Below are 20898 nucleotides of genomic sequence, written 5' to 3'. Positions count from 1 at the left end.
TTCATGACGGAATTGAACCGGAATTGATACGCTATTATTATGGAATTTTCTACCGTATTCTTATTGTTTCGGGTATATTTTGCTTTTTAACTCGCATATGTTATCTTTGTAGGACTTACTCTATCACTTTATGGACGAAAACGATATTTTGCTCGTGAAACAATTAAAGAACCGGGAGGAGAAGGCTTATGTTTTCTTGTTCGAGCAATATTATAACCGTTTGTATCGTTTCGCTGCCAATTATTTATGTGATCCCGAGGCAGCTCATGATATCGTGCAGGATTTGTTCACGGATCTTTTCGAGAAGAGCGAGATGTTGAATATAACGACTTCGGTAAAGGCCTATCTGTTTATGGCAGTGAGGAATCGTTGTCTGAGTTTCCTTCGGAATCTGAAAATCAAAGACTCGTATAAACAGAATGTACTGGAAGCCCACCTGTATTCGGATACCGTGGATGCGATAGAGGACGGCTCCGTGTTGGACGAGTTGCAGGTAATTGTCGATAAGATGCCCCCGGGGATGAAAGAAGTTTTTCGTTTGCGTGTCACCGAGGATTACAAGTTTAAGGAGATAGCCGAAAAATTAGGGATTTCGGAAAATAGTGCTAAGGTTCAGATGAACGGGGCTATCCGGATGATCCGGGAAAAATTGCCTTATCTGAAAGATCGTTTATTGTTGTTCGCTTTGTTTTAAGGGGCTAGAGTCGCTTTCGGCGAGTTGCAACTTGCCTTCTGCAAGTTACAAGTTGCTCCTCTAGTGTTTAAGACTGTATCCCAGCTCCTCCTCTGTTTATAGAGGAGGTGGCAGCGTAGCTGACGGAGGAGTTTATTAATTCAGTGATTGAATGATTCCAGCCACACAAACGATGTTTCATTAATTACTGAATCGGCAATCACTGAATCACTAAATCGAAGAGCTCCCTCTCGGCTTCGCCGTATTGAGCCCGGAAACCGGTCTCGAACTGGCTCTCGCTCGGCAACAAGGAAGCAAGCTTCCCGCTGCCCTCGCTTACTCGCCAGTTTCCCTCTATAAACAGAGGGAGAGTTGAGTTACTCTTTGTCTTCGGTAATTTTTTAATCCGATTTTTCATTTGCTAATTAGTTGTTAATTAGTGTTTTGTTCGTTGGTATGCACTACCTTGAAAATTTTTATCAAAAAATAATGATATTTTGTCTTAACCTTTTTCTCTTTTGAGGCGTCTTAATAAAAATTAAACCCGAAAACTATGGAAAAGAGAAACGATGCATCTTTGGAATGGACGTTAATTAGGAAGAGTCTTGCAGAGGATTTGACAAAAGAGGAGCAGGAGCAATTGAATGCTTGGTTGGATGCTTCTCCGGAGCATCGGGCTTTTTACAATCGGATTTCTAAGTTTGACCGTTCGGAAGGTATCGCGGGATTGTCCGGGGAAACGTATCAACGTGACCGGAACCGGTACGTGGATAAATTTCGGCAGAATAAGCGGAAAAACAGTAAACGACGTCTGGTATATTTCACTCGCTACGCGGCGGTGTTTATCATATTGTTGGGTGTGGGGCTGTATTTCTGGTATGCGAACGGTTCGCGGGAGGTGATGCCCGAGAATGTGTTGCCCGTGGCGGTTCACGGGAAAGCGCAACCGATTTTGGTAACGGGGGATGGAACACGGGTGAATTTGGCGAAAGAGAGCAATTTGTTGAAACAACTCGCGGGCGGAGTGGTTTCTTCGGGAAAGGATGGAATCGCTTACACGGAATCGACAAATCAGGGAAAGAAAGCGGATCACCATACATTGATCATTCCTCGCGGAGGAGAGTTTCGGGTAGAGCTTGCAGACGGTACTGTCGTTTGGTTGAATTCCGAGTCTGAATTTACTTATCCGGTGATTTTTAGTGACACGACGAGAGAGGTTTCTTTGAAAGGGGAGGCTTATTTCGAGGTGACGAAGGACAAGAAGCCGTTTAAGGTGAGCGTGAACGGGGTGGAAGTGAAGGTTTACGGGACACGGTTTAACGTGAACAGCTATGACCTGCGGCAGGTACAGACCGTGCTGGTAGAGGGACGAGTGGGGGTAAGGTCTTTGGAACATGCTTCGAGAGAACGGATGATGAGCCCGAACGAGATGGCGGAGGTGAATACGGAAACGGGGGAATGTGTGGTGACGGAAGTGGATGCGTCGGCGTACGTGGCATGGAAAGAGGGATATTTCTCTTTCGAGGGTGAAAGTCTGGAGCAGATTATGGAAAAATTGGGACGCTGGTATGACGTGGAGGTGGTGTTCGCGGCTGATGATGCCCGTTCCCAACGGTTCTCGGGACGGGTGGACAGGAGCGAGGATTTCCGGGACGTGTTGAATTTGCTTCAGCGTACGCTATTAGTGAAATTTCAAGTGGATGGAAATAAAATAACCATTACTAAATAAAGAGACGGAAAGTGTTACCAGCACTTCCCGTCGTAAATAAGTTAACCGCCTAAATTGGAGGTTTAGGCAATTGAATCATCAATTAATTTACAAGAGTATGAAAAATTCGCGAGAAAAGAAAGCTTTTGCGGGGATTTATTGCAAAGTGTTCGTGATTATGACGCTGTGTTTGTGCATGGTAACGAATCTTTGGGCTAATTCCTCTTCTGCATCACCGCAACGGGTGACTATTAATCTTAAGAATGCGGCGGTCAAGCAAGTGTTTGCCGAAATCCGTAAACAAACGACTTACAATTTCGTGTATAGCGACGATCAGATGGATAAGTTGAAGCCGGTGACGTTGAATGTGACGGCGGAGACGGTGGAGAACGTGCTGAACAAGGTGTTGGAAGGGACTCCTTACACGTACACTATCGAGGGAAATTCTATCGCGATAGTGGCGAGAGATAACGTGAAAAAGGAAGTGAAAGAGATCCGGGTAACCGGTAACGTGAAAGATAAGGACGGTCTGCCCCTGCCGGGAGTATCCGTGATCGTGAAGGGGACAACGGTGGGTGTCGCTACCGATATCGACGGGAATTACACGCTGACTTTTGCCGAACGGCAGGATGTTACGCTTGTCTTCTCTTTCGTGGGAATGCAAAGCAAGGAAGTTCCTTACACGGGACAGAAAGAGATCAACGTGGTTCTGGAGGAAGAGCAAGTGAGTCTGGGTGACGTGGTCGTGATCGGTTATGGTACGAAGTCAAAGCATGACGTGACGAGTTCGGTATCTTCGATTAACGCCGATCGGTTGAGTAAGTTTTCCAGTAGTGCGACGTCTTTTGACGGGATGTTGGGTGGTGCGTTGAAAGGTGTGTTGGTAACACAAAATAACGGTGCACCGGGTGCTCCCTCGAAGATTAACGTGAGAGGTATTACCTCGCCCGTGTCGGGTAGTTCGAACGAACCGTTGTACGTGATCGATGATGTGCCGTTTTTCTCGCAACAAGGCGGGATGAGCCCGTTATTGGTGATTTCCCCGAATGATATCGAGAGTATTGACGTGTTGAAAGATGCCGCCGCTACCGCGATTTACGGTTCGAGGGGGGCTAACGGTGTAATTATCGTGAAAACTAAAAGCGGGAGACGGAATGAGAAGTTGACCGTGACGGCGGGTTACAGCGTGACGGTGGCGAATCCGGTGAAAAGGTACAAACCGTTGAATACGGCTCAATTTGCGGAAGTACAGGATATGATGATGAAATATTCTGCCGAGGCAATGAATGCCCAAAAGTCAGCCCAGATAGGCGGTGGTTACCGGATAGACGAGGGAACACGTGGGATGATGCTCGGTAATATGCTAACTATGGGTGATTTGGATGTTGTATATGACGTGGATTATTATACTCCGTTAAGTACGACATATAATGGTCTTTTGGAAGGAGTTATTGGTGATGTTAATACCAACTGGGTGAAAGAAATAGAGAATTCTAATGCCACGAATCAACAATTCAATTTGGGAATAAGTGGTGGCAGTCAAAATATTAATTATTCTTTTTCATTCAATTCGGTGAATCAAGATGGTATTTATATTAATGACGGTTTTAAGCGATATGGCGGTCGTCTTGCCGTGGATGCTAATGTTACCGACCGGTTGAGAAGTGGGGTGACTATGGGGTATTCGTTATCTAAGCGGAAAGATGCCACGGGAACTGCAGATGAGTTTTACAAGGTTTGGAACATACGTCCGGACGCACCGGTTAAAAAAGAAAACGGGGATTGGGGACAAATAGATCTTAGTCCATCGTGGGGGATGCCGGTATATGGGGCTAATCCGGTTGCTAAAAGACAGATAAGCAACAGGTCGGAGATGTATCAATTTATCGGGAGTGCCTACGCGGAATATCGTATTATAGACGGGTTGAAGGTCCGGGGAGATATTAATATTGCAAATTTTCAATCCAAGGGCAGTAGTTTTACTCCGGCTTTTACCCAAGAAGATTGGTCTGCTATTGGCGGAAGTACATATCCATCTACCCGTGATGTAACGAGTAGTGATGTTTCAAACACATCTATTAATTTTCGGGCGGATTATAGTTTGGATATTGAGGACCACCGTTTGAGTTTCATGGTGGGGTATGGATGGGATCGTACTTTCTCGACGAGTGAGTATGCCGGTTACCAAGATTTTGCGGACGATGAGGTGTTGAACAATATTGGGTCGGCAGCTAGTGCTGTATATTACGGTGATGGTAAATCGGTAAACGGTCTGAATTCCGTGTATGCCCGTATCGGTTATATTTACTCGGATCGTTATCTGGCTGAAGTGAATTTCCGTTCGGATGCTTCTTCTAAGTTCGGACCCGGTAATAAACGCGGGTATTTTCCTTCGCTTTCTTTAGGTTGGAGAATGAGTAACGAGCGTTTCATGGAAGATTTTTCCAAATTGGATGATTTGAAATTGCGTTTCAGCGTGGGACAGACCGGATCGACGAATATTGACGATTTCGTTTATAAACAATTGTTTGGTAGGGCAAGCAACGATCTATGGGCACAAAAACCTTCGGTATTACCGAAAGGTGCGTTCCCGAATCGAGATGTGCGTTGGGAAATGACGACAGAATATAATGGCGGAGTAGATTTTTCATTTTTTAATCGTCGTCTTTACGGGAGTGTAGATGCTTATTACAGGTTCACGGACGGGGCTTTGAGTCTTTCTCCCGTGGCACTTGAAACGGGATCGATAACATATTATTCAAATCTGCTGGACTTGACGAATAAAGGATTGGAAGTGGAAGTGAGCGGCGATATTATTCGGAATGATGATTGGAATTGGACTTCTAGTTTTAATATTGCTTTTAACCGGAATAAAGTGAAAGATTTGCACGGGGCTACACTGTCCTCTTCCCAAGTCGATCAAGTTGTCGTGGGATATCCGGCGGGAGTGATGAAAGGATACGTCGTGGATGGAATATTTCAGTCGAATGAAGAGGTCGATCGCTATAATTACGAGGCACGTTTGGCAAACGGGGTTGACCCGACGGATAATAGTATTTATTTCCAAGAGTCTGGTACAAGTGCCGGCGATTATAAATATCGCGATTTAGATGGGGACGGACGTATCACGAGCGATGATAGAAAAGTGATAGCTAATCCGGAACCGAAGTTTTTCGGAGGTTTCTTTAATTCGGTTACCTATAAAAATTGGAACTTGGCAGTGGTATTCCAATTCTCTCAAGGTGCGGAAGCTATGTTAAATGATTTGTCGACGTCTGCTTATGGAAATTTAGGATATAGTATTCCCAGAGAATTTTATCATAATACATGGACGCCGGAAAACACGAATGCCCGGTACGCTCAATTACTGGTGTTAGATCCCGGAAAAAATTATAGAACTTCGGACCGTTACGTGTTTAAGACTTCCTATTTGCGGCTGAAGAATATCACGCTTTCCTATAATTTGCCGAATCTTTGGGCAAAACGGGTTGGGTTGGAAAGTGCACAATTATTCGTGAGCACATCTAATTTATGGACATGGTCGAATTGGCCGGGTTTGGACCCGGAATTGATGGGAGACGATGTAACCGTGGGTAGAAATCCGATCACGCAGGCTGTGTTCAGTAATGACAATTATCCTTTAAGTAAGACATTTACTTTTGGATTCAAGGTTAGTTTTTAATAATATAAATTGAGATGATATGAAATTAAGATATTTACTATATTCCTTCATTGGGGTTTTGGGTTTGACATCCTGTGACTTGACCGGGGATATTGATAACATTAAGCCCTATTATCAGTTAGACGAGAGTTCTTTGATCCGGGATGCGAAGTCTGCTGATCTTGCCTTACGAGGCGTGTACGAGTTATGGCGTAGTAGTGACATTAGTATGATTACTCCTAATATGGGATTATTGGCGGGGTCATTAACGGCAAGTTCTTTGACAGATAGGGCCGTGTTTAGTGATAATACGGTCAAACCTGAATCTGAAACGATCGCAAAATATTATAAAGGACTTTATGCTATCGTGAATTACGCGAGTCTCGTGGGCGAACAATTGGAAGAGGGGAGAGCCGTAGGTTTGGACTCTGTCAGTACGTCACGGATGATTGGGGAATGCCGATTCCTTCGGGGAATGGCAAATTTCTTTTTATTGCGTGCTTACGGACAATTTTATGATGAAAATTCTACCCTTGGGATCGTACTGGTAAAACGACATATGACGGAGAATAAAGCAGCCGCGAGGAGTTCCGTGGAGGATTCTTACAAGTATATTATGGAGGATGTGGAGGATGCAATTAAAATGATACCGGAAGAACCAACCGAACATTATTATATTAGTAACCTTACGGCAAGGGCATTTAAGTCGAAGGTCTTATTATATCAAAAGAAATATAAAGAGGCTACCGATTTGGCGAAAGAGGTATTGGATGAAGCGGCAGAGTATGGCTACACGATGGAAACTAATTTTGCGGATATATTCAAGCATGGACATACTTCTTCTGAAGCCTTATTTGCCGCTTATGCTTGGGGGTTCAAAGAGAGGTTAATTACAAATATAAGGTCAACGAAGCCGGGAAGTTATCCCCAACAAGTTGCTGATATGTTAGTGGGTGGGGTGAAAGATGGTGACTTGGTGACCGGTGCAGGATTTGATTTGCGGTTTGCCGTGACTTTTGCAACAAGTACTTATGGCCCGAATTTAAATGGGAAATATCCGTTGAACGAGAGCGATCTGAATGGACAGTCAAATTCTTATTTTTATTTGCGTTTGGCAGAGGTTTATTTGATTCATGCGGAAGCCGCTATTCGCGGATATGATGATTATACCGGTGCTCGGGCAAGTTTAAAAGAAATTACCGATCGTGCAGGGTATGATACGGATTACGTGAACACGATTCCTGATAATCAACTGTTGGAGATGGTGCGGCAGCATAAGATGTTGGAGTTGATCGCGGAGGTTTATGAAGAATGGTTCGATTTGGTACGCTATCATATAGAGGGTGACTTGAAGATTTCAGACGTGAAGCCGACCGTCGTTTCGGATAAGCAGTTGATATTCCCGATACCTCAAAGTGCATTGGCTGGAAATAATTTGTTAGAACAAAATCCATTATAAAAAAAGTATATGAGGACAGTAATTATTGTTTTAGCGTGTTTGCTGGCAGGATATTCCTGCCAGAAGGCACCCCGTTACGTGATTAACGGGAAAATCTCCGGTAATGCGGAGGGAATGAAAGTCGTGTTGAATAGAGTGGATTACCCGCAATCGGAATTGATTGACAGCACGGTGATCAAGGACGGGAAATTTGTGTTCGAGGGAGTGGTCGCGGAGCCGGGGTACTACACGATACAGATTGATAGAAATCCTAAGGGAGGGGAATTCTCACCGAGAAATGTCACGAATAGTCCGTTCTATCTGGAAAATTCCGTGATTAGTTTTTCGGGGAATATTGATAGTCTGCCCACTATGTACTGGAGTGATAAACCGCGAAAGGCAGCGAAAGTGAGCGGGTCGGCGATGGAAGACCTCTACAAGAAATTTCAGGCGGATGGACGGGAGTTGAGAAACCGTTTGGGTGATTTGCATGGACAGTATTTGGAGGAATATCACCGCCCGGCACTGGATGGTGTTTTCAACAAGAAGAAGGGGATCGAGTTGGCTCGTGCCATGGAGAAGCTGGAAAAGCAATTGGCTGACATGAAATGGGAATTTGTGAAGAATAATATCCAGACCGTGGTGGGGTTTGATATGGCTAAACAGTATTTTCAGGATATGTACGTCCGTATCACCCCGGGGCAGATAGATGAATTGGAAACCTTGGTGGAGAAAGCATGGCCAAACACGGAAAAGGCTACCGAGTTCAAGAAAATGGCGGAAGTCGGAAAGCGTATCGCCGTGGGCGCCAAGTACCCGGATATTGAGTTGGTGAATCCGGAGGGGAAGAAAGTGAAGTTGTCGGAATACGTGCCCGCGGGGAAATACGCGATGTTGGAATTCTGGGCTTCGTGGTGTGGACCTTGTCGGGGAGAAATCCCTCACCTGAGAGAAGTATACAAGGAATATAAGGATAAAGGTTTCGAGATTATCAGTATCTCTATCGACCGGAACGATGCGGAGTGGAAAAAAGCCATGAAAGAGGAGAATATGGTTTGGACGCAATTGAATGATCCGGGAGAGTTTAACGGTCCGGTTGCTAAAGTGTATAACGTGCAGGGTGTTCCCACGTGTATTCTTTTGGATAAGGAAGGACGTATTTTTAAAACGGATATGCGGGGTGCGCAATTGGATGCCGTTTTGGAGGAGATTTATGATTGATAATACAACAACTCGTTTATTATAAATATGCTTTGTTATCCCGCTACCGTTCGGTAGCGGGATAACTGTGTTATAAAGTGGTTTGTGGTAATAAATTGTGTCACCGTTGTTGGGAAATAATTATATTCTTTATCTTTGTCCGTGGATAAAGTGTATATACGGTGAAAAGTGAGTTCGACATATTATTTGAGAAGTATTACGAGCGCCTTGTCTTGTTTGCCGAGGGGTACGTGGGGGATTTGAAAACGGCGGAAGATATGGTGCAGGATGTTTTTTTAGCACTTTTATCCCGAAAGGATTTAAAGAATGTGGAGTATAGCCGTTCCTATCTTTATAGTTGCGTGAAGAACGGGTGCGTGGATTACCTGCGTAAATTAAAGATTACCGATCCTTTGGACGTGAAGTTGTTTGATGCGGCTTACTACACGGGAGATTTTGATGTGTTGGAGCAGGAGAAATTGATTTGCAGGGTCGAGGAGGAAATTGAAAAATTACCGGAGCAACGGCGGGAAGTGTTGAAGTTGAGTGTCTACGAGGGGATGAGTTATCTGCGGATTGCGGAAGTCACGGGATTGTCTGTTAACACGGTAAAAACTCACATGAAAAAAGCATATCAAGATTTACGAGAAACTCTTTCTGGTCAGCATGTACATCTTTTTATGTCTTTTGTTCTGCTGAAAATGAGACGAAAAGCAATTTCAAAGTTATTCAATCCATAATTTTTTTCATTTTTCGTTCACCCTGTTTTTTCATTTTTACGTCATAGGTGTAAAAATTTAAACAGATGAGTGAATCGGAGTTTATAAATGTATCTCTTCTTTACCGGAAAATGACGGGGGAACTTCTTTCCACCGAGGAGCAGAAGGCATTTGACGTATGGTACGCCGAGAGCAAGGAACATCGGTTGTATTATAAACGTTTTTGCCGGCAACAGGAGAAGATTATGGAAAGACAATGTTCCCGTGTCGATGTCCGGAAAGGATATGCTAGTATTCGGGGAAAGCGACGTCGTTATATGAACCGATGGACTTGGGGAGGAATTGCCGCTTCTTTGCTATTGTCCGTGACGCTCGGAACGGTTTATTGGCAAAACGATCGCACGAAGAATGTTCAAGAAGTTAATTCGGGTTTCCGTTTTTCCCCCGGTCATAAGAATGTGATACTTTCATTGGGAGGGGGACAAAAAATCGTTATTGATTCCACGTTTTCGGAAAAAACTGTCGGACAGGATTGTGTAGCGATTCAAGTTGAGAATGGCGTTTTGCGTTATCGACAAAACACGGTTATTACGGAGGCTCCTGTTTTTAACGAGCTGGTTGTTCCGCCTTCCGGAGAGTATATCGTGGAATTGGTTGACGGCACGAAAATATACTTGAATTCGGATTCCCGTTTGCGTTACCCGACGTCTTTCACTGGAATGAATGAACGCAGGGTATTTCTGGAAGGAGAGGCGTATTTTGTTGTTTACAGAGATGAGAAGAGACCTTTTATCGTTGAAACTTTGCAGGAAGAGGTGAAGGTATTCGGAACGGAGTTTAACGTGATGGCTTATCGGGATGAGGATGTCGTGCAAACAACCTTGGTGAAAGGAAGCGTCGGGATAAATGTAAAAGGAGAGAGGAAGGATGTGTTCCGGAGAATAGTACCGGGAGAGCAATTCCGTTTGCATAAACAGTCCGGGGAGGTGAGAATAGAGACGGTGGACGTATTCCCTTACGTGGCTTGGAAGGATGGGCTGTTTGTTGCCCGGAATGATGATTTGGAATCCATTATGCGGAAGGTGGCACGTTGGTATGATGTCGAGGTGTTTTATCAAAATCCGGGTTTGAAAGAGAAACGTTTTTTCGGTATCATGAAAAAACAGACTTGTTTGGATGAAGTGCTTGAAATCATAGCAAAAGCGGGTGATGTACAATTTAACGTGAGTGGCCGGACGGTTATCGTGAAAGAGTAAAAATAAAACAAGAAGTTGTTTGCAGCAACTTCTTGTCAATAACAAATAGGGAACGAACATTTTGCAGGTGTTGTTCCCGGTAATGTTTCATTTAAGAATAACAAATGTATGAAAAAAAATCGTTGGAACGTTCCTATACGGGGGAACTGTTTTCGAAAAATGTGGCTTATGACAAGATTATTGACAGTTTTTTTGTTCGTGATGTCGATGAATGTATCGGCAAGCCTCTATTCTCAGAATAAGACGGTCAGTCTTAAATTGAACGGGGCGACTTTGGAAGAAGTGATTCAATCGTTGAAATTGCAAACGGATTACGGGTTCTTTTATAACATTGATAACAAGGATATCAAAAGCGTCAGGAATATTTCTATCGACGTGAAGGATATGGCTTTGGAGGATGTGTTGTTGCACGTGTTGAAGGGTACGAATCTGACGTATTCCATCGTGAATAACGTGGTTATTCTTAACACGAAAAACCCGGTTGTCACGAGGGATTCGGTTCAAAAAGAGCACGTGTTGGTCGGTAGAGTGATAGACGAGAAGAAGGAGCCTATACCGAGCGTAACGGTGAGGTTGAAGAACACGAATATCGGTACGGCAACAAATAATAAAGGGATTTTTGTTTTCCGGTTGCCGATTACGAAAGGTGCGCTGGTATTGAGTTTCGTCGGGTTTAAGACGAAAGAGCTGGAATTCAAGCTTCCCTCTGATACGCTTAGAATCACGTTGGAAGAGGATTTGGCAAGTATTGACGAGGTAACCGTGGTGGCTTACGGGGAACGGAAAAAGCGGGAAGTCGTGGGGGCTATATCCTCCGTGAAAGCGGACGATATCAAAGAGGTTCCGACGGCAAGCCTCGAAAATCTGTTGCAAGGCCGGATGGCGGGAGTCGAGATCAATACGCAGAGCGGTGCTCCCGGTGGCGGCGGTAGTGTTGTTGCTATCCGGGGATATAATTCCCTGTTCGTGGGGGACGGTCGCGATTACGGGGAACCGTTGTACGTTATTGACGGGGTTCCTGTACATTCGTTTACTTCTCCAATCACGGGGACGAATGCGTTGGCAGAGATTGACCCGTCGACGATAGAGTCCGTCGAGGTATTGAAAGACGCGGCTTCCGCGGCGATCTACGGTTCGCGTGCCGGAAATGGAGTGATCCTGATTACCACGAAAAAGGGTAAAGCCGGTAGGGCCAGTTTTTCTGCAAATGTATCCTATTCTTACTCTATATTACCCGAGACTCCGGTACAAACGGGAGGGCGAGGCGAGAGGGCTTTTAATTTTGACATGATGAAGAATGAACATATGGCCGGGTATAATAACGGGGAATATATATTCCCGCAGAATTATTTGGATTCTAAAACCGGTTTGGGATTATATGACCGTTGGTGGTACAACGCGATGAAGCGCACAAGCGGGAAAAGACAGTTACAGGATTCCTTGAATCCGTATTATAATAATTCCACGGATTGGTTCCGTTATGCATTCCGTGCCGGGGAAATCGTAAACGCAAATATTCAAGCAAGCGGGGGAAGTGAAACGATAAATTACCTCGTGGGGGCCGGCTATTATACTGAAAAGGGGATCATGTACGGGAGTGATTTCTCCCGTGTAAATCTGATTGTAAATTTAGGTACGCAACCTGCCCGGAATTTGAGTCTGGATACAAGGTTGTATTTTGCGTATACAGACCGTAGTCGCGGGGCCGGTACCGGTGGTACCATGTCCGGGTCAAAAATCGAGAGGTTGACGGTAGATCCCAAAAATACTTCCTCTCTTCTTGCCGCCGGGGGGATAAATGAGGAGAAATTGCTCGAAGAGTTGAATACTTCCATCGAGAAGAATGAATCTTACCGTTTGCGCGCGAATCTGAACTTAAGATACCAGTTGTACAAGGGATTGAATTTGTCTGTACTTGGCTCCTTGGATTACAATCAAGGAATGAGAAATAATTTTCGACCCAGTACTTTGGATCCGACAAACGGTCTGAGTTCTTCTATCGGGGAGGTCGACCGGAACTTGTTAATTTTGAACGAGAATATGTTGACCTATAAAACCTCTTTTAACGAGAAACACAATATAGACGCGTTGTTCGGTATTTCTTACCAGTCTGATCAGAACGATTATATTGCGGCGAAAGGATTGGGGGGAGCCAGTGACAAGATTCATTATATCGTGGACGAGGGAACATCTGTTGAGGTTAATGGGCAGACCATATACCTGAAAGAAGCTAAAACGGATCGGACAGAAAAAGTGTTGGTCAGTTATTATGCCCGTTTGGCGTATAATTATATGCAACGCTATCTTTTTGAAGCAACTTGGCGTAAGGATGGTTCTTCCGTGTTTGGGAATAAGGTGCGTTGGGCTACATTCCCGTCGGCGGCTGTCGGGTGGGCTTTTTCAGAAGAAAGTTTTCTGGAAGACGTGTCTTGGTTGAATTTTGGTAAGATTCGTGCTTCTTGGGGACGTTCCGGGCAACAGTTCGGGCAGGCATACTTGGCGCACGGCGTGATGGTTCCGAACGGGACTTTCTTGGGACAAACGACAATTTCTCCGAATCCCATGGGTGGAATGATTAATCGTCGGTTGACATGGGAAGAGAGTGACCAGTATGATTTAGGGCTGGATATGGATATGTTTGATTATCGTATAAAATTTAAGTTGGATTATTATTATAAGTTGACGAAAGGTCTTTTGTATTACGTTCCCTTGGGCGGTAACTGGAGTTTTATGACGAATCAATGGCAGAACGCCATGCGGGTTTCGAACGAGGGATTGGAACTGGAGCTGGAGGCTGATATCTTCCGTGAAACAGCCGTTTCTTGGAGGATGAAATTTAATATTTCCCGTAACTGGAATCTTTTCAAGAAGAGTTACACGGGGCGTGACGTGGAAAAATACGTTATCGGACGACCGCTTTATTCTATTTTCTTGTACGAGGATGACGGTTATTATCAGACGGATGATGAGATCCCTTATGTTTATGACCAAAGAGGTTACAAGCATAAAATGTATGTAGGTGCAAATGGAAGCGGTAATGCTGCTACCCGTTATGAGGAGGGAACAAGGAGAATTTTGGATATTGATGGGGATGGCATGATCGGTGCGGGAGATATGGTTTACCAAGGTAGTGCCTTGCCTTTGGCTTATGGAGGTTGGGTGAATGAAGTTAAATGGAAAGGGTTCGATGTGAATATTCTTTTCACTTACTCTCTTGGACGTAAGATGTATAGAACTTATAATCATAAATCTTTAACAGGAAACCCGGATGTTCCGATTCTGGAGAACGTGGGTAAAGTATCTTTTTGGGAAAAAGAGGGAGATATTACCGATTACCCGAGAAAGGCTGCTTATAGTGATATTTTGCAGCAATTTGGGGGGACTTTGGCTTCCAACTTGGAAAAGGTAAGTTATATCAAGTTGAAACAATTCACGATAGGTTATGATGTGCCTAAACAGGTTGTAAAGAAATTGAAGCTGTCCGGTGTGCGATTGTTCTTCACGGGCGAGAATCTTTTCACATTGACGAATTATTCCGGTTTAGATCCGGAGGTTGTGGATATGTACTCGGGGATGGATGATTTTAATTACTACCCGTTGGCCCGGAAGATATCTTTAGGACTTACCGTAAATTTTTAGATGAATAGGTTATGAGAAAATTGATAAGATTATTGGCTGCAATTGTGTTGTGCTTGAGTATTTCATGCAGCAGTATGTTGGACGTTGAGCCTGAAAATTCTGTTACCTTTACTAATTTTTATAAAAATGAACAGGATATAGCCGCGCTGACTCGCGGAATGCACGCGATACTGGCATGGTCGTTTCGAACTTTTAATACGTTGGAATATGCGGGGGTGAAAACGGATGCTTCTCCTTCCGGTCATTTCCCATCTCCCGATGTTTTTATGCGTTTTCATTTATGGAATTCTGTCGGGACAAGTTGGAAGAGTTTCTATGACGCGATTTATCAATGCAATTTGTTGTTTGATAACGTGCAACAACCCGTGTGCGCTCAAGATCGGATGGATTTTTATTATGGACAGGCAAATTTCATAAAAGGGGTATGTTATCTGCAATTGGCCCGTTATTGGGGAGATGCCGTTATTTCCGGACATACAGAGGATACTCAAGCTCGTCCTAAAAAGCCGATGGTGGAGGTTTTGGATACGGCATTAGCTTGTGCGGAAAGAGCTTTCATGTTATTGAAGAAGCATGAAGAATTGGTGGATTATGCCGGAGCCAGAATTACCTCGAAGCAATACGGTAGTAAAGGTAGTGCGGCAACTTTGATAGCACACATCTACGCGTGGAAAGCTGCGATGGGGAAAGGTTTGAGTGATGAAGAAGTGCGTGCATGTTGGGAAAAGGTGGATACTTATGCATCCAAAGTGATCGACACGGACGAGTGCGGGTTTTATGAATTGGAGAATAGTGCCGAGTTATTGGTCGCGAATACTTTAAATACACGTAATGGTAAAGAGAGTATTTTCGAGATAGAATTGAACGCGCAAGATAAAACATTGGATGGGACTGTTTTTACATCCGCTCGTTGGTTTGTCGGTTTTCCTGTTGTTCCGGGAGCACTTCCGGGAGATATTAATAGTAATCAATGGAAATTGAAAATTCAAACGGTTCTCGATATGTACCCGGGAGCAGATGAACGCAAGAACGCTTTTTTTTATAAACCGGAATTATATTCAAATGATCCGGACAGCGCACGCGCCTGTGGCGGATATGCTTTCGAGTATAAATACAGAAAAGGGTTGTACAGTACTTCCACGACTTCTGAACAGACTTTAGAATTTGTGAATTTCGACGTGAACAGGATGGTTTGGCGTTTGGCCGATTTGATTCTGTTGAGGGCGGAGGCACGGATGCATTTAGGGAATACAAACGGTGCCGTGCAGGATTTGTGGAGAGTTCAGCGGAGATCAAAAGCCGTTGAATACGCGGATGGTGATTTGCAAATGGCGATCTTCCGGGAAAGAGAAAAAGAATTGATTTTTGAAGACCACCGTTACTTTGATATCATGCGAAATAAAGGATATTATAAAACAGAATTGCCTAAAAATAAAGTGTTTGTTCCTTTCCCGTTCCCTCACGAGGAAGAGGAGGAAGTGTATAGTTTATTGACGGATCAGGAAGTGGCGGATGGTGCTCTTTTTTTACCGATAGGGGATGGAGCGTTCTTTTTGAATCCTATGATGATTCAGAATACATATTGGTTTAATAGAAAATAAAGTTATAGCCATGAAAAAATTAATTATTGGACTGTTGTTAGCCACGTTTTGGGCTTGTAATACAAAATATAATTATATTGATACGGGGATTTCAGATGGAGTTCATGATTGTTCTATGCTGGAGTACTTGAAAGGGGATTCATATAATTGGGATACCATTGTACGTGTTATTGAACGTGCCGGGTTAACTTCTTTGTTTGAGGGAGAGGGACCCGGGGAGCAGATAACGTTTTTGGGACCGACCAATCATTCTATCCGTAATTGGATGTATGACAGCGCATACATTGATGTAAACAGTATCCCCGCGGACACGTGTAAGAAAATCGTGTTGCGCCACGTGATTAAAGGCCGGTACATGATGACGGATATTCCTCGCGGCAGTATCGGCACGAGTGCCTCTTCCGGACGTGACGGTGGTGTTGAAATGTCAACTTTGGGAGGAGGAAAGGTGTGGCTTTACACGGTGTCTACTCCTGCTCACGGGGTGGAAGATGCCGGTCCGCTGACTCTTTATTGTGTTTCTTTGGATTTTCAAAAAAGTATTCCGTTGGCTTGTCCGGATATTCAAACGAATACAGGTGTCGTGATTTCCTTGGATTACAATTTTTATTGTGGTGAATTATAAATGAATAGAATTATGGGAAAATATATTGCTGGTTTTTTATTGCTGGTTGTCGTGGCGATGTCGTGTCATGATGTGAAAATTGGCTATTTGGAAACGGAAAATGCTGTTTATGTTCCGGACTCGTTGGTGGTGAATTTGGAATGGACAGTGGAGGAGTACATACGATGGGAGAATGAATCCGATTGGGTTTCCACGGGGATACAGGGGGTGTTGGGAACAGCTCCGATTACTTATCGGGTGGCAGATGTAAAGGTGGACGGAGAAGGTGATGCCGAAGCTATGAAAGCGGCTTGTACAATTAATGGCGGCGGGATTTTTACTATCCCGTTTCATCACGAAATCCCCAAGGGTGTGTATCTATTATCAATAGAAATAAGTAATGAAGATTATCATTTCGTAAAGGATGATATTTTCAGGATTATAGTGAAATAGGTATTGTCGTAGACGTGCAAAGCTCGTGGTGACCGAGAGATAATGTGCTTGGAGTTGTATCTTATGGAATACAATTTCAGGCACATTTTTTCGATTCATACTAATGATCTTCATGCCCTTTCAGTACTGGGAGGCTGATGTGGTATTTTACAGCGACAACACGGGCAAGGATGACGCTTCCGGCTGTGACGATTTGCGTGGTGACGTGACCGATGCCGAGGGTATCACAGGCGAAGTAGATAAAACCGCCGAGAATACAGGCGATGGCGTAAATATCTTTTCGGAAGATAAGGGGTACCTCGTTGATGAAAATGTCGCGAATGACTCCCCCGACGGCTCCGGTGGTCATACCCATGATGATTGCTACCCATGTGGGGAATCCGGCGAGTAAGCTCTTCTCGATGCCGACCACGGTGAATAGCCCCAGACCGATGGCGTCGAAAATGAAAAAGGTATTATTTAGCCGGATCACGTGTTTTCCGAATATGATGACGAACAGGAGGGCAAGTCCCGTGACGATGAGGTAGGATGGTTGGTGCATCCAGAAAGGGGTGACACCCAGTAATAAATCCCGGGTTGTTCCACCCCCGATAGCCGTGGCTGCTCCCACGACATAAGCCCCGAACCAGTCAAAACGTTTGGCAGAAGCAAGACGGATACCGCTGATCGCGAAAGCGAAGGTTCCGATATAGTCGATAATGGTAGTGAAATCTATATGCATAATCCTATTTTTGAGGGGACAAAAATAGTAATAATGTATGTCGATTGCTCTCGTTATAAGATGTTTTACAACAGGATACTACATCCAATCTTCGCTTTTTACTTCTCCTTCCACGGAAAGGATAATTCGTTTGACCGGAATGTTGCGTGAGGCTTGTTCTCTTGCCTTCAATGCCATTTGGAATAGTCCGCCGCAACAAGGAACTTCCATGATTACCACCGTTAGCGTGTTGATCTTGGCATCGTCAATCATACCGCAAAGTTTATCCACGTAGGAGTCCGTGTTGTGGTCGAGTTTCGGGCAGGCGATTGCCAGAATCTTGCCTTTTAGGAAACGCTCGTGAAAGTTTCCGGCGGCAAATGCCGAACAGTCGGAAGCAAGGAGTACATCTGCGTTTTGGAAATACCCGGCTTGCGGGTTAAGCAGATGTAATTGAACGGGCCATTGCCGGAGTTCAGAATTTCCGGCACAAGCGACTGGGGCGGCTTTCGTGACAGGTTTCAGTTCTCTTGCCATGGAGCCGGGACACCCGCATCCCAGTTTTTGGGCGGGATGTAATTCTTGCAGGTTCACGGGAATGTTATGGCGTTTCAGGTATTCCACTCCCTGTTTTAATAATTCTGTTTCTCCATGTTCTTTCAAATGGTGTAAATGAGCCAGTATCACGTGTTGCCCTTTAGGAGCGATACGCTTCATGACAGCCTCTTCACTATAAGGTTCCGCTTCTCTCTCTTCCAGCTCAATAGCGCCGACGGGACATTCCCCGATACACGCACCCAGCCCGTCGCAATACAAATCGCTGATCATGACGGCTTTCCCGTCTATTAACTGTAACGCTCCCTCGTGACAACCTTGTACGCATAAACCGCAACCGTTACACTTTTCCTCGTCTATCTTGATTATTGTTCGTTTCATCTTGTAGTTGTTTTTGATTTCTGATACAAAGATAAGGCACGAGGGAGAGATATTTTGTAATGATTATTACAATAGGGGAATAAATGTTTTCTTTATTCGTTCAAGTCCTTCTTTTACCGTGGCAAGAGGACAGCCGATGTTCATGCGGAAGAATCCTCTGCCTTCTTCGCCGAAATCGGTTCCGCTATTGAGTCCTATTTTTGCTTCCTTGAGTAATTTTTCCCGCACCTGTTCGTGTGTCAATCCGGTATCCCGGAAATCCAGCCAGAGCAGGAATGAGCCTTCCGGGGGAATCATTTTTACCCGGGGAAGCTCTTGTTGCAGGAATTGTCGCGTGTAGGTAATGTTCTTTTCGAGGTAGCGGAGCATCTCGTCCAGCCATGCATCGCCATGTTTATAGGCTGCTTCCAACGTGATATGCCCGAAGATATTTCCTAAATCCAAGTGCAGGCATAATATTTCCTTTTCAAAACGGCGGCGTAGTTCGGGAGATGAAATCACGATAACGGAATTCATCATTCCGGCGATATTGAATGTTTTACTGGGAGCCATCATGGTTACCGTAATGTCGGCAATTTCGGGTGATAGGGCTGCCATTACCGTGTGCTTGTGTCCGAACAAGGCAAGGTCGGCATGTATCTCGTCGGAGAGAATGGTTACCCCGTGTTGCAGGCAAAGATTACCCACGCGGGTGAGTTCATCTTTCGTCCATACCCTGCCTACCGGGTTGTGCGAGTTGCTGATGATAAGCAGTTTCACTCCTTCTTGCAGTTTCCGCTCGAAATCTTCCCAGTCGATGCGGTAATGTCCGTCTTCTACTTTCAGCGTGCTGCACACGAGTTCCCGTTGATTGTCTTTCACCACGGCATGGAATGGCGGGTAAACGGGGGTAAAAATAAGTACTTTATCCCCTTTCCCCGTGTACACTCGCACGGCGAGGGACAATGCCGTCACGATACCCGGGCTACTTAATATCCACTCTTGTTTTACCTGCCAGCCGTGGCGACGTGCCGTCCAGTCAATGAAAGCCTGTTTTGCTTCATCCGTTCGGAACGTGTACCCGAAAACTCCTTTTTCACAACATTGGCGTACGGCTTCCAGAATTTCAGGTGCTGCCTGAAAATCCATATCTGCCACCCACATGGGGAGGATATCCGTAACCCCGAACACGTTTGCCAGATTATCGTATTTCGCGCAAGCCGTGTTCCGGCGATTTATTATTTGGTCAAAATTGTACATATCGTTTGTTTTTAAGTTGCTGCAAGTTACAAAACTCTTTCGTGAAATCCATATTTATCGGCTTTTGAAAGCTGGAACAATTACTTCGTGTTTGAGTAACAAGTACTTAACAACACTATGCTTCTTTTGTGATTCGGCACCAGTTCGGTGCCGAATCGGAATCTATTACCACTATTCCTGTCGGCGTTTCCATCGGCGTTTCACCCGGGCGACAACGATGGAGCTAACCACTCCGCCCACGATACTTACTACCCCGGCGAAAAAATGATCCGCCATTTGCGACAACACTGAATTTAAACTCAGTGTCGAAAACATTCCTATCATAAAATAATTCATACAATTGAAAATTAAAAGTTGAAAATTGAAAATGAAAGAGGATTCAGCCGCACAAAAGCAAAGCCCGTGCGGCAGGAATCACCTAATCAGAAATCATAAATCAAGAAATCAGTACGCTGTCCGATGCTCCTTTCCCGTTTTTCAGCATGGCGAAGCAATACACTTTCACCTTCGTGCTATCCCAGTCTTCCGGGAGTGCGTAACTTGTGCTGCCACTCTCGCCGCGGGCTCTCAACATCACTAGCCTTGACCTGTCCCGTTCCGTTTCGTACAACACGCCGTACACCTTGTCCTCCGCGGAAGCGTACCCGTCTTCCTCTTCCTGTACCTCCTGCGTGAACTGGTACTTCTTACTCTCCTCGTCGTACGCCATCGTCACCTTCGGCGGAGTAAGTAACCCCGTTGCCACCCGCAGCCGCTCGAAGTCCACCGTTACCACGTTCTTGTTGTCTACCAAGATCGCCTCTTGATTCGTTGCCACGAACGCGTTTGACGTTGAACCTTTCCCGATACCCGTGAATCCTTTGCGGATCACCGGTAAAAGATTCCGTCCCAGTTGCACCAATGCTTTCATCCTTGCCCGCTGTGCCAGTATCTCCGGTGTCGGGTTGTCTTTCCTCGAGAACACCTTCGCCTTCGCGATGTTCTTCCCTTTCGTGTAACACAACGTGATGTTACCAACTGATTTTCTCGCTTTACCTAACAAATAAGAATTAAATTCTGCCATAAAATAAT

The 20898-nt window shown here is 44.8% G+C and carries 17 protein-coding genes; 11 read left to right on the top strand and 6 right to left on the bottom strand.

Features of this window, described 5'->3' with window-relative positions; genetic code table 11:
- Positions 1-130 precede the first annotated feature (130 nt).
- Positions 131-694, top strand: a complete 564-nt coding sequence (locus Q5866_RS00085) for an RNA polymerase sigma-70 factor (RefSeq protein ID WP_303177985.1) — start codon at positions 131-133, stop codon at positions 692-694.
- A 199-nt stretch (positions 695-893) separates the two neighbouring features.
- On the opposite strand, the gene Q5866_RS00080 is transcribed toward Q5866_RS00085, so the two are convergent.
- Positions 894-1091 (bottom strand): hypothetical protein, encoded by a 198-nt coding sequence (locus Q5866_RS00080; protein ID WP_303177983.1) that lies wholly within the window; start codon positions 1089-1091, stop codon positions 894-896.
- Positions 1092-1226: 135 nt separating this feature from the next.
- On the opposite strand from Q5866_RS00080, the gene Q5866_RS00075 reads away from it, so the two are divergent.
- The 10 genes from Q5866_RS00075 to Q5866_RS00030 all read left to right on the top strand — a co-directional run bounded on the left by Q5866_RS00075 (position 1227) and on the right by Q5866_RS00030 (position 16952).
- Positions 1227-2402, top strand: coding sequence for a FecR family protein (locus Q5866_RS00075; RefSeq protein ID WP_303177981.1), 1176 nt, complete (start codon positions 1227-1229; stop codon positions 2400-2402).
- Between the two features lie 97 nt (positions 2403-2499).
- The gene (locus tag Q5866_RS00070; RefSeq protein ID WP_303177979.1) at positions 2500-6063 is read left to right on the top strand and encodes a TonB-dependent receptor; all 3564 of its coding nucleotides are present in this window, start codon (positions 2500-2502) and stop codon (positions 6061-6063) included.
- A 19-nt stretch (positions 6064-6082) separates the two neighbouring features.
- Positions 6083-7501 carry a RagB/SusD family nutrient uptake outer membrane protein gene (locus Q5866_RS00065; protein WP_303177977.1) on the top strand — a complete coding sequence of 473 codons (1419 nt, stop codon included), beginning with the start codon at positions 6083-6085 and terminating at the stop codon, positions 7499-7501.
- 9 nt (positions 7502-7510) lie between these two features.
- Positions 7511-8701, top strand: a complete 1191-nt coding sequence (locus Q5866_RS00060; RefSeq protein ID WP_303177975.1) for a TlpA disulfide reductase family protein — start codon at positions 7511-7513, stop codon at positions 8699-8701.
- Between the two features lie 161 nt (positions 8702-8862).
- Positions 8863-9420 (top strand): RNA polymerase sigma-70 factor, encoded by a 558-nt coding sequence (locus Q5866_RS00055; RefSeq protein WP_303177973.1) that lies wholly within the window; start codon positions 8863-8865, stop codon positions 9418-9420.
- Between the two features lie 65 nt (positions 9421-9485).
- A complete protein-coding gene (locus Q5866_RS00050) occupies positions 9486-10655 on the top strand; it encodes a FecR family protein (RefSeq protein ID WP_303177971.1) in 1170 nt (389 codons plus the stop codon).
- 168 nt (positions 10656-10823) lie between these two features.
- The gene (locus Q5866_RS00045) at positions 10824-14294 is read left to right on the top strand and encodes a SusC/RagA family TonB-linked outer membrane protein (RefSeq protein ID WP_303177969.1); all 3471 of its coding nucleotides are present in this window, start codon (positions 10824-10826) and stop codon (positions 14292-14294) included.
- An 11-nt stretch (positions 14295-14305) separates the two neighbouring features.
- Positions 14306-15895 carry a RagB/SusD family nutrient uptake outer membrane protein gene (locus tag Q5866_RS00040; RefSeq protein ID WP_292265240.1) on the top strand — a complete coding sequence of 530 codons (1590 nt, stop codon included), beginning with the start codon at positions 14306-14308 and terminating at the stop codon, positions 15893-15895.
- A gap of 10 nt (positions 15896-15905) precedes the next feature.
- Positions 15906-16520, top strand: coding sequence for a fasciclin domain-containing protein (locus Q5866_RS00035; RefSeq protein ID WP_227216502.1), 615 nt, complete (start codon positions 15906-15908; stop codon positions 16518-16520).
- A gap of 12 nt (positions 16521-16532) precedes the next feature.
- Entirely contained in the window at positions 16533-16952 is a 420-nt protein-coding gene (locus Q5866_RS00030; RefSeq protein WP_292265245.1) for a hypothetical protein, read from the top strand.
- Between the two features lie 100 nt (positions 16953-17052).
- On the opposite strand, the gene Q5866_RS00025 is transcribed toward Q5866_RS00030, so the two are convergent.
- The 5 genes from Q5866_RS00025 to Q5866_RS00005 all read right to left on the bottom strand — a co-directional run.
- Entirely contained in the window at positions 17053-17673 is a 621-nt protein-coding gene (locus Q5866_RS00025) for a trimeric intracellular cation channel family protein (RefSeq protein WP_303177962.1), read from the bottom strand.
- A gap of 78 nt (positions 17674-17751) precedes the next feature.
- Positions 17752-18588 carry an ATP-binding protein gene (locus tag Q5866_RS00020; RefSeq protein WP_303177960.1) on the bottom strand — a complete coding sequence of 279 codons (837 nt, stop codon included), beginning with the start codon at positions 18586-18588 and terminating at the stop codon, positions 17752-17754.
- A gap of 66 nt (positions 18589-18654) precedes the next feature.
- Positions 18655-19827: a MalY/PatB family protein gene (locus Q5866_RS00015; protein WP_303177958.1), complete on the bottom strand. Its 1173-nt coding sequence runs from the start codon at positions 19825-19827 to the stop codon at positions 18655-18657.
- A 171-nt stretch (positions 19828-19998) separates the two neighbouring features.
- Positions 19999-20163 carry a hypothetical protein gene (locus tag Q5866_RS00010; RefSeq protein WP_303177956.1) on the bottom strand — a complete coding sequence of 55 codons (165 nt, stop codon included), beginning with the start codon at positions 20161-20163 and terminating at the stop codon, positions 19999-20001.
- A 100-nt stretch (positions 20164-20263) separates the two neighbouring features.
- The coding region (locus Q5866_RS00005) for a DUF6266 family protein (RefSeq protein ID WP_303177954.1) at positions 20264-20898 on the bottom strand (635 nt) is incomplete at its 5' end.

The organism is uncultured Butyricimonas sp., assembly GCF_959596855.1.
Lineage (GTDB): Bacteria > Bacteroidota > Bacteroidia > Bacteroidales > Marinifilaceae > Butyricimonas > Butyricimonas muris.
The sequence above is the reverse complement of the archived record's forward strand: the minus strand, read 5'-3'. Positions and strand labels throughout refer to the sequence as shown.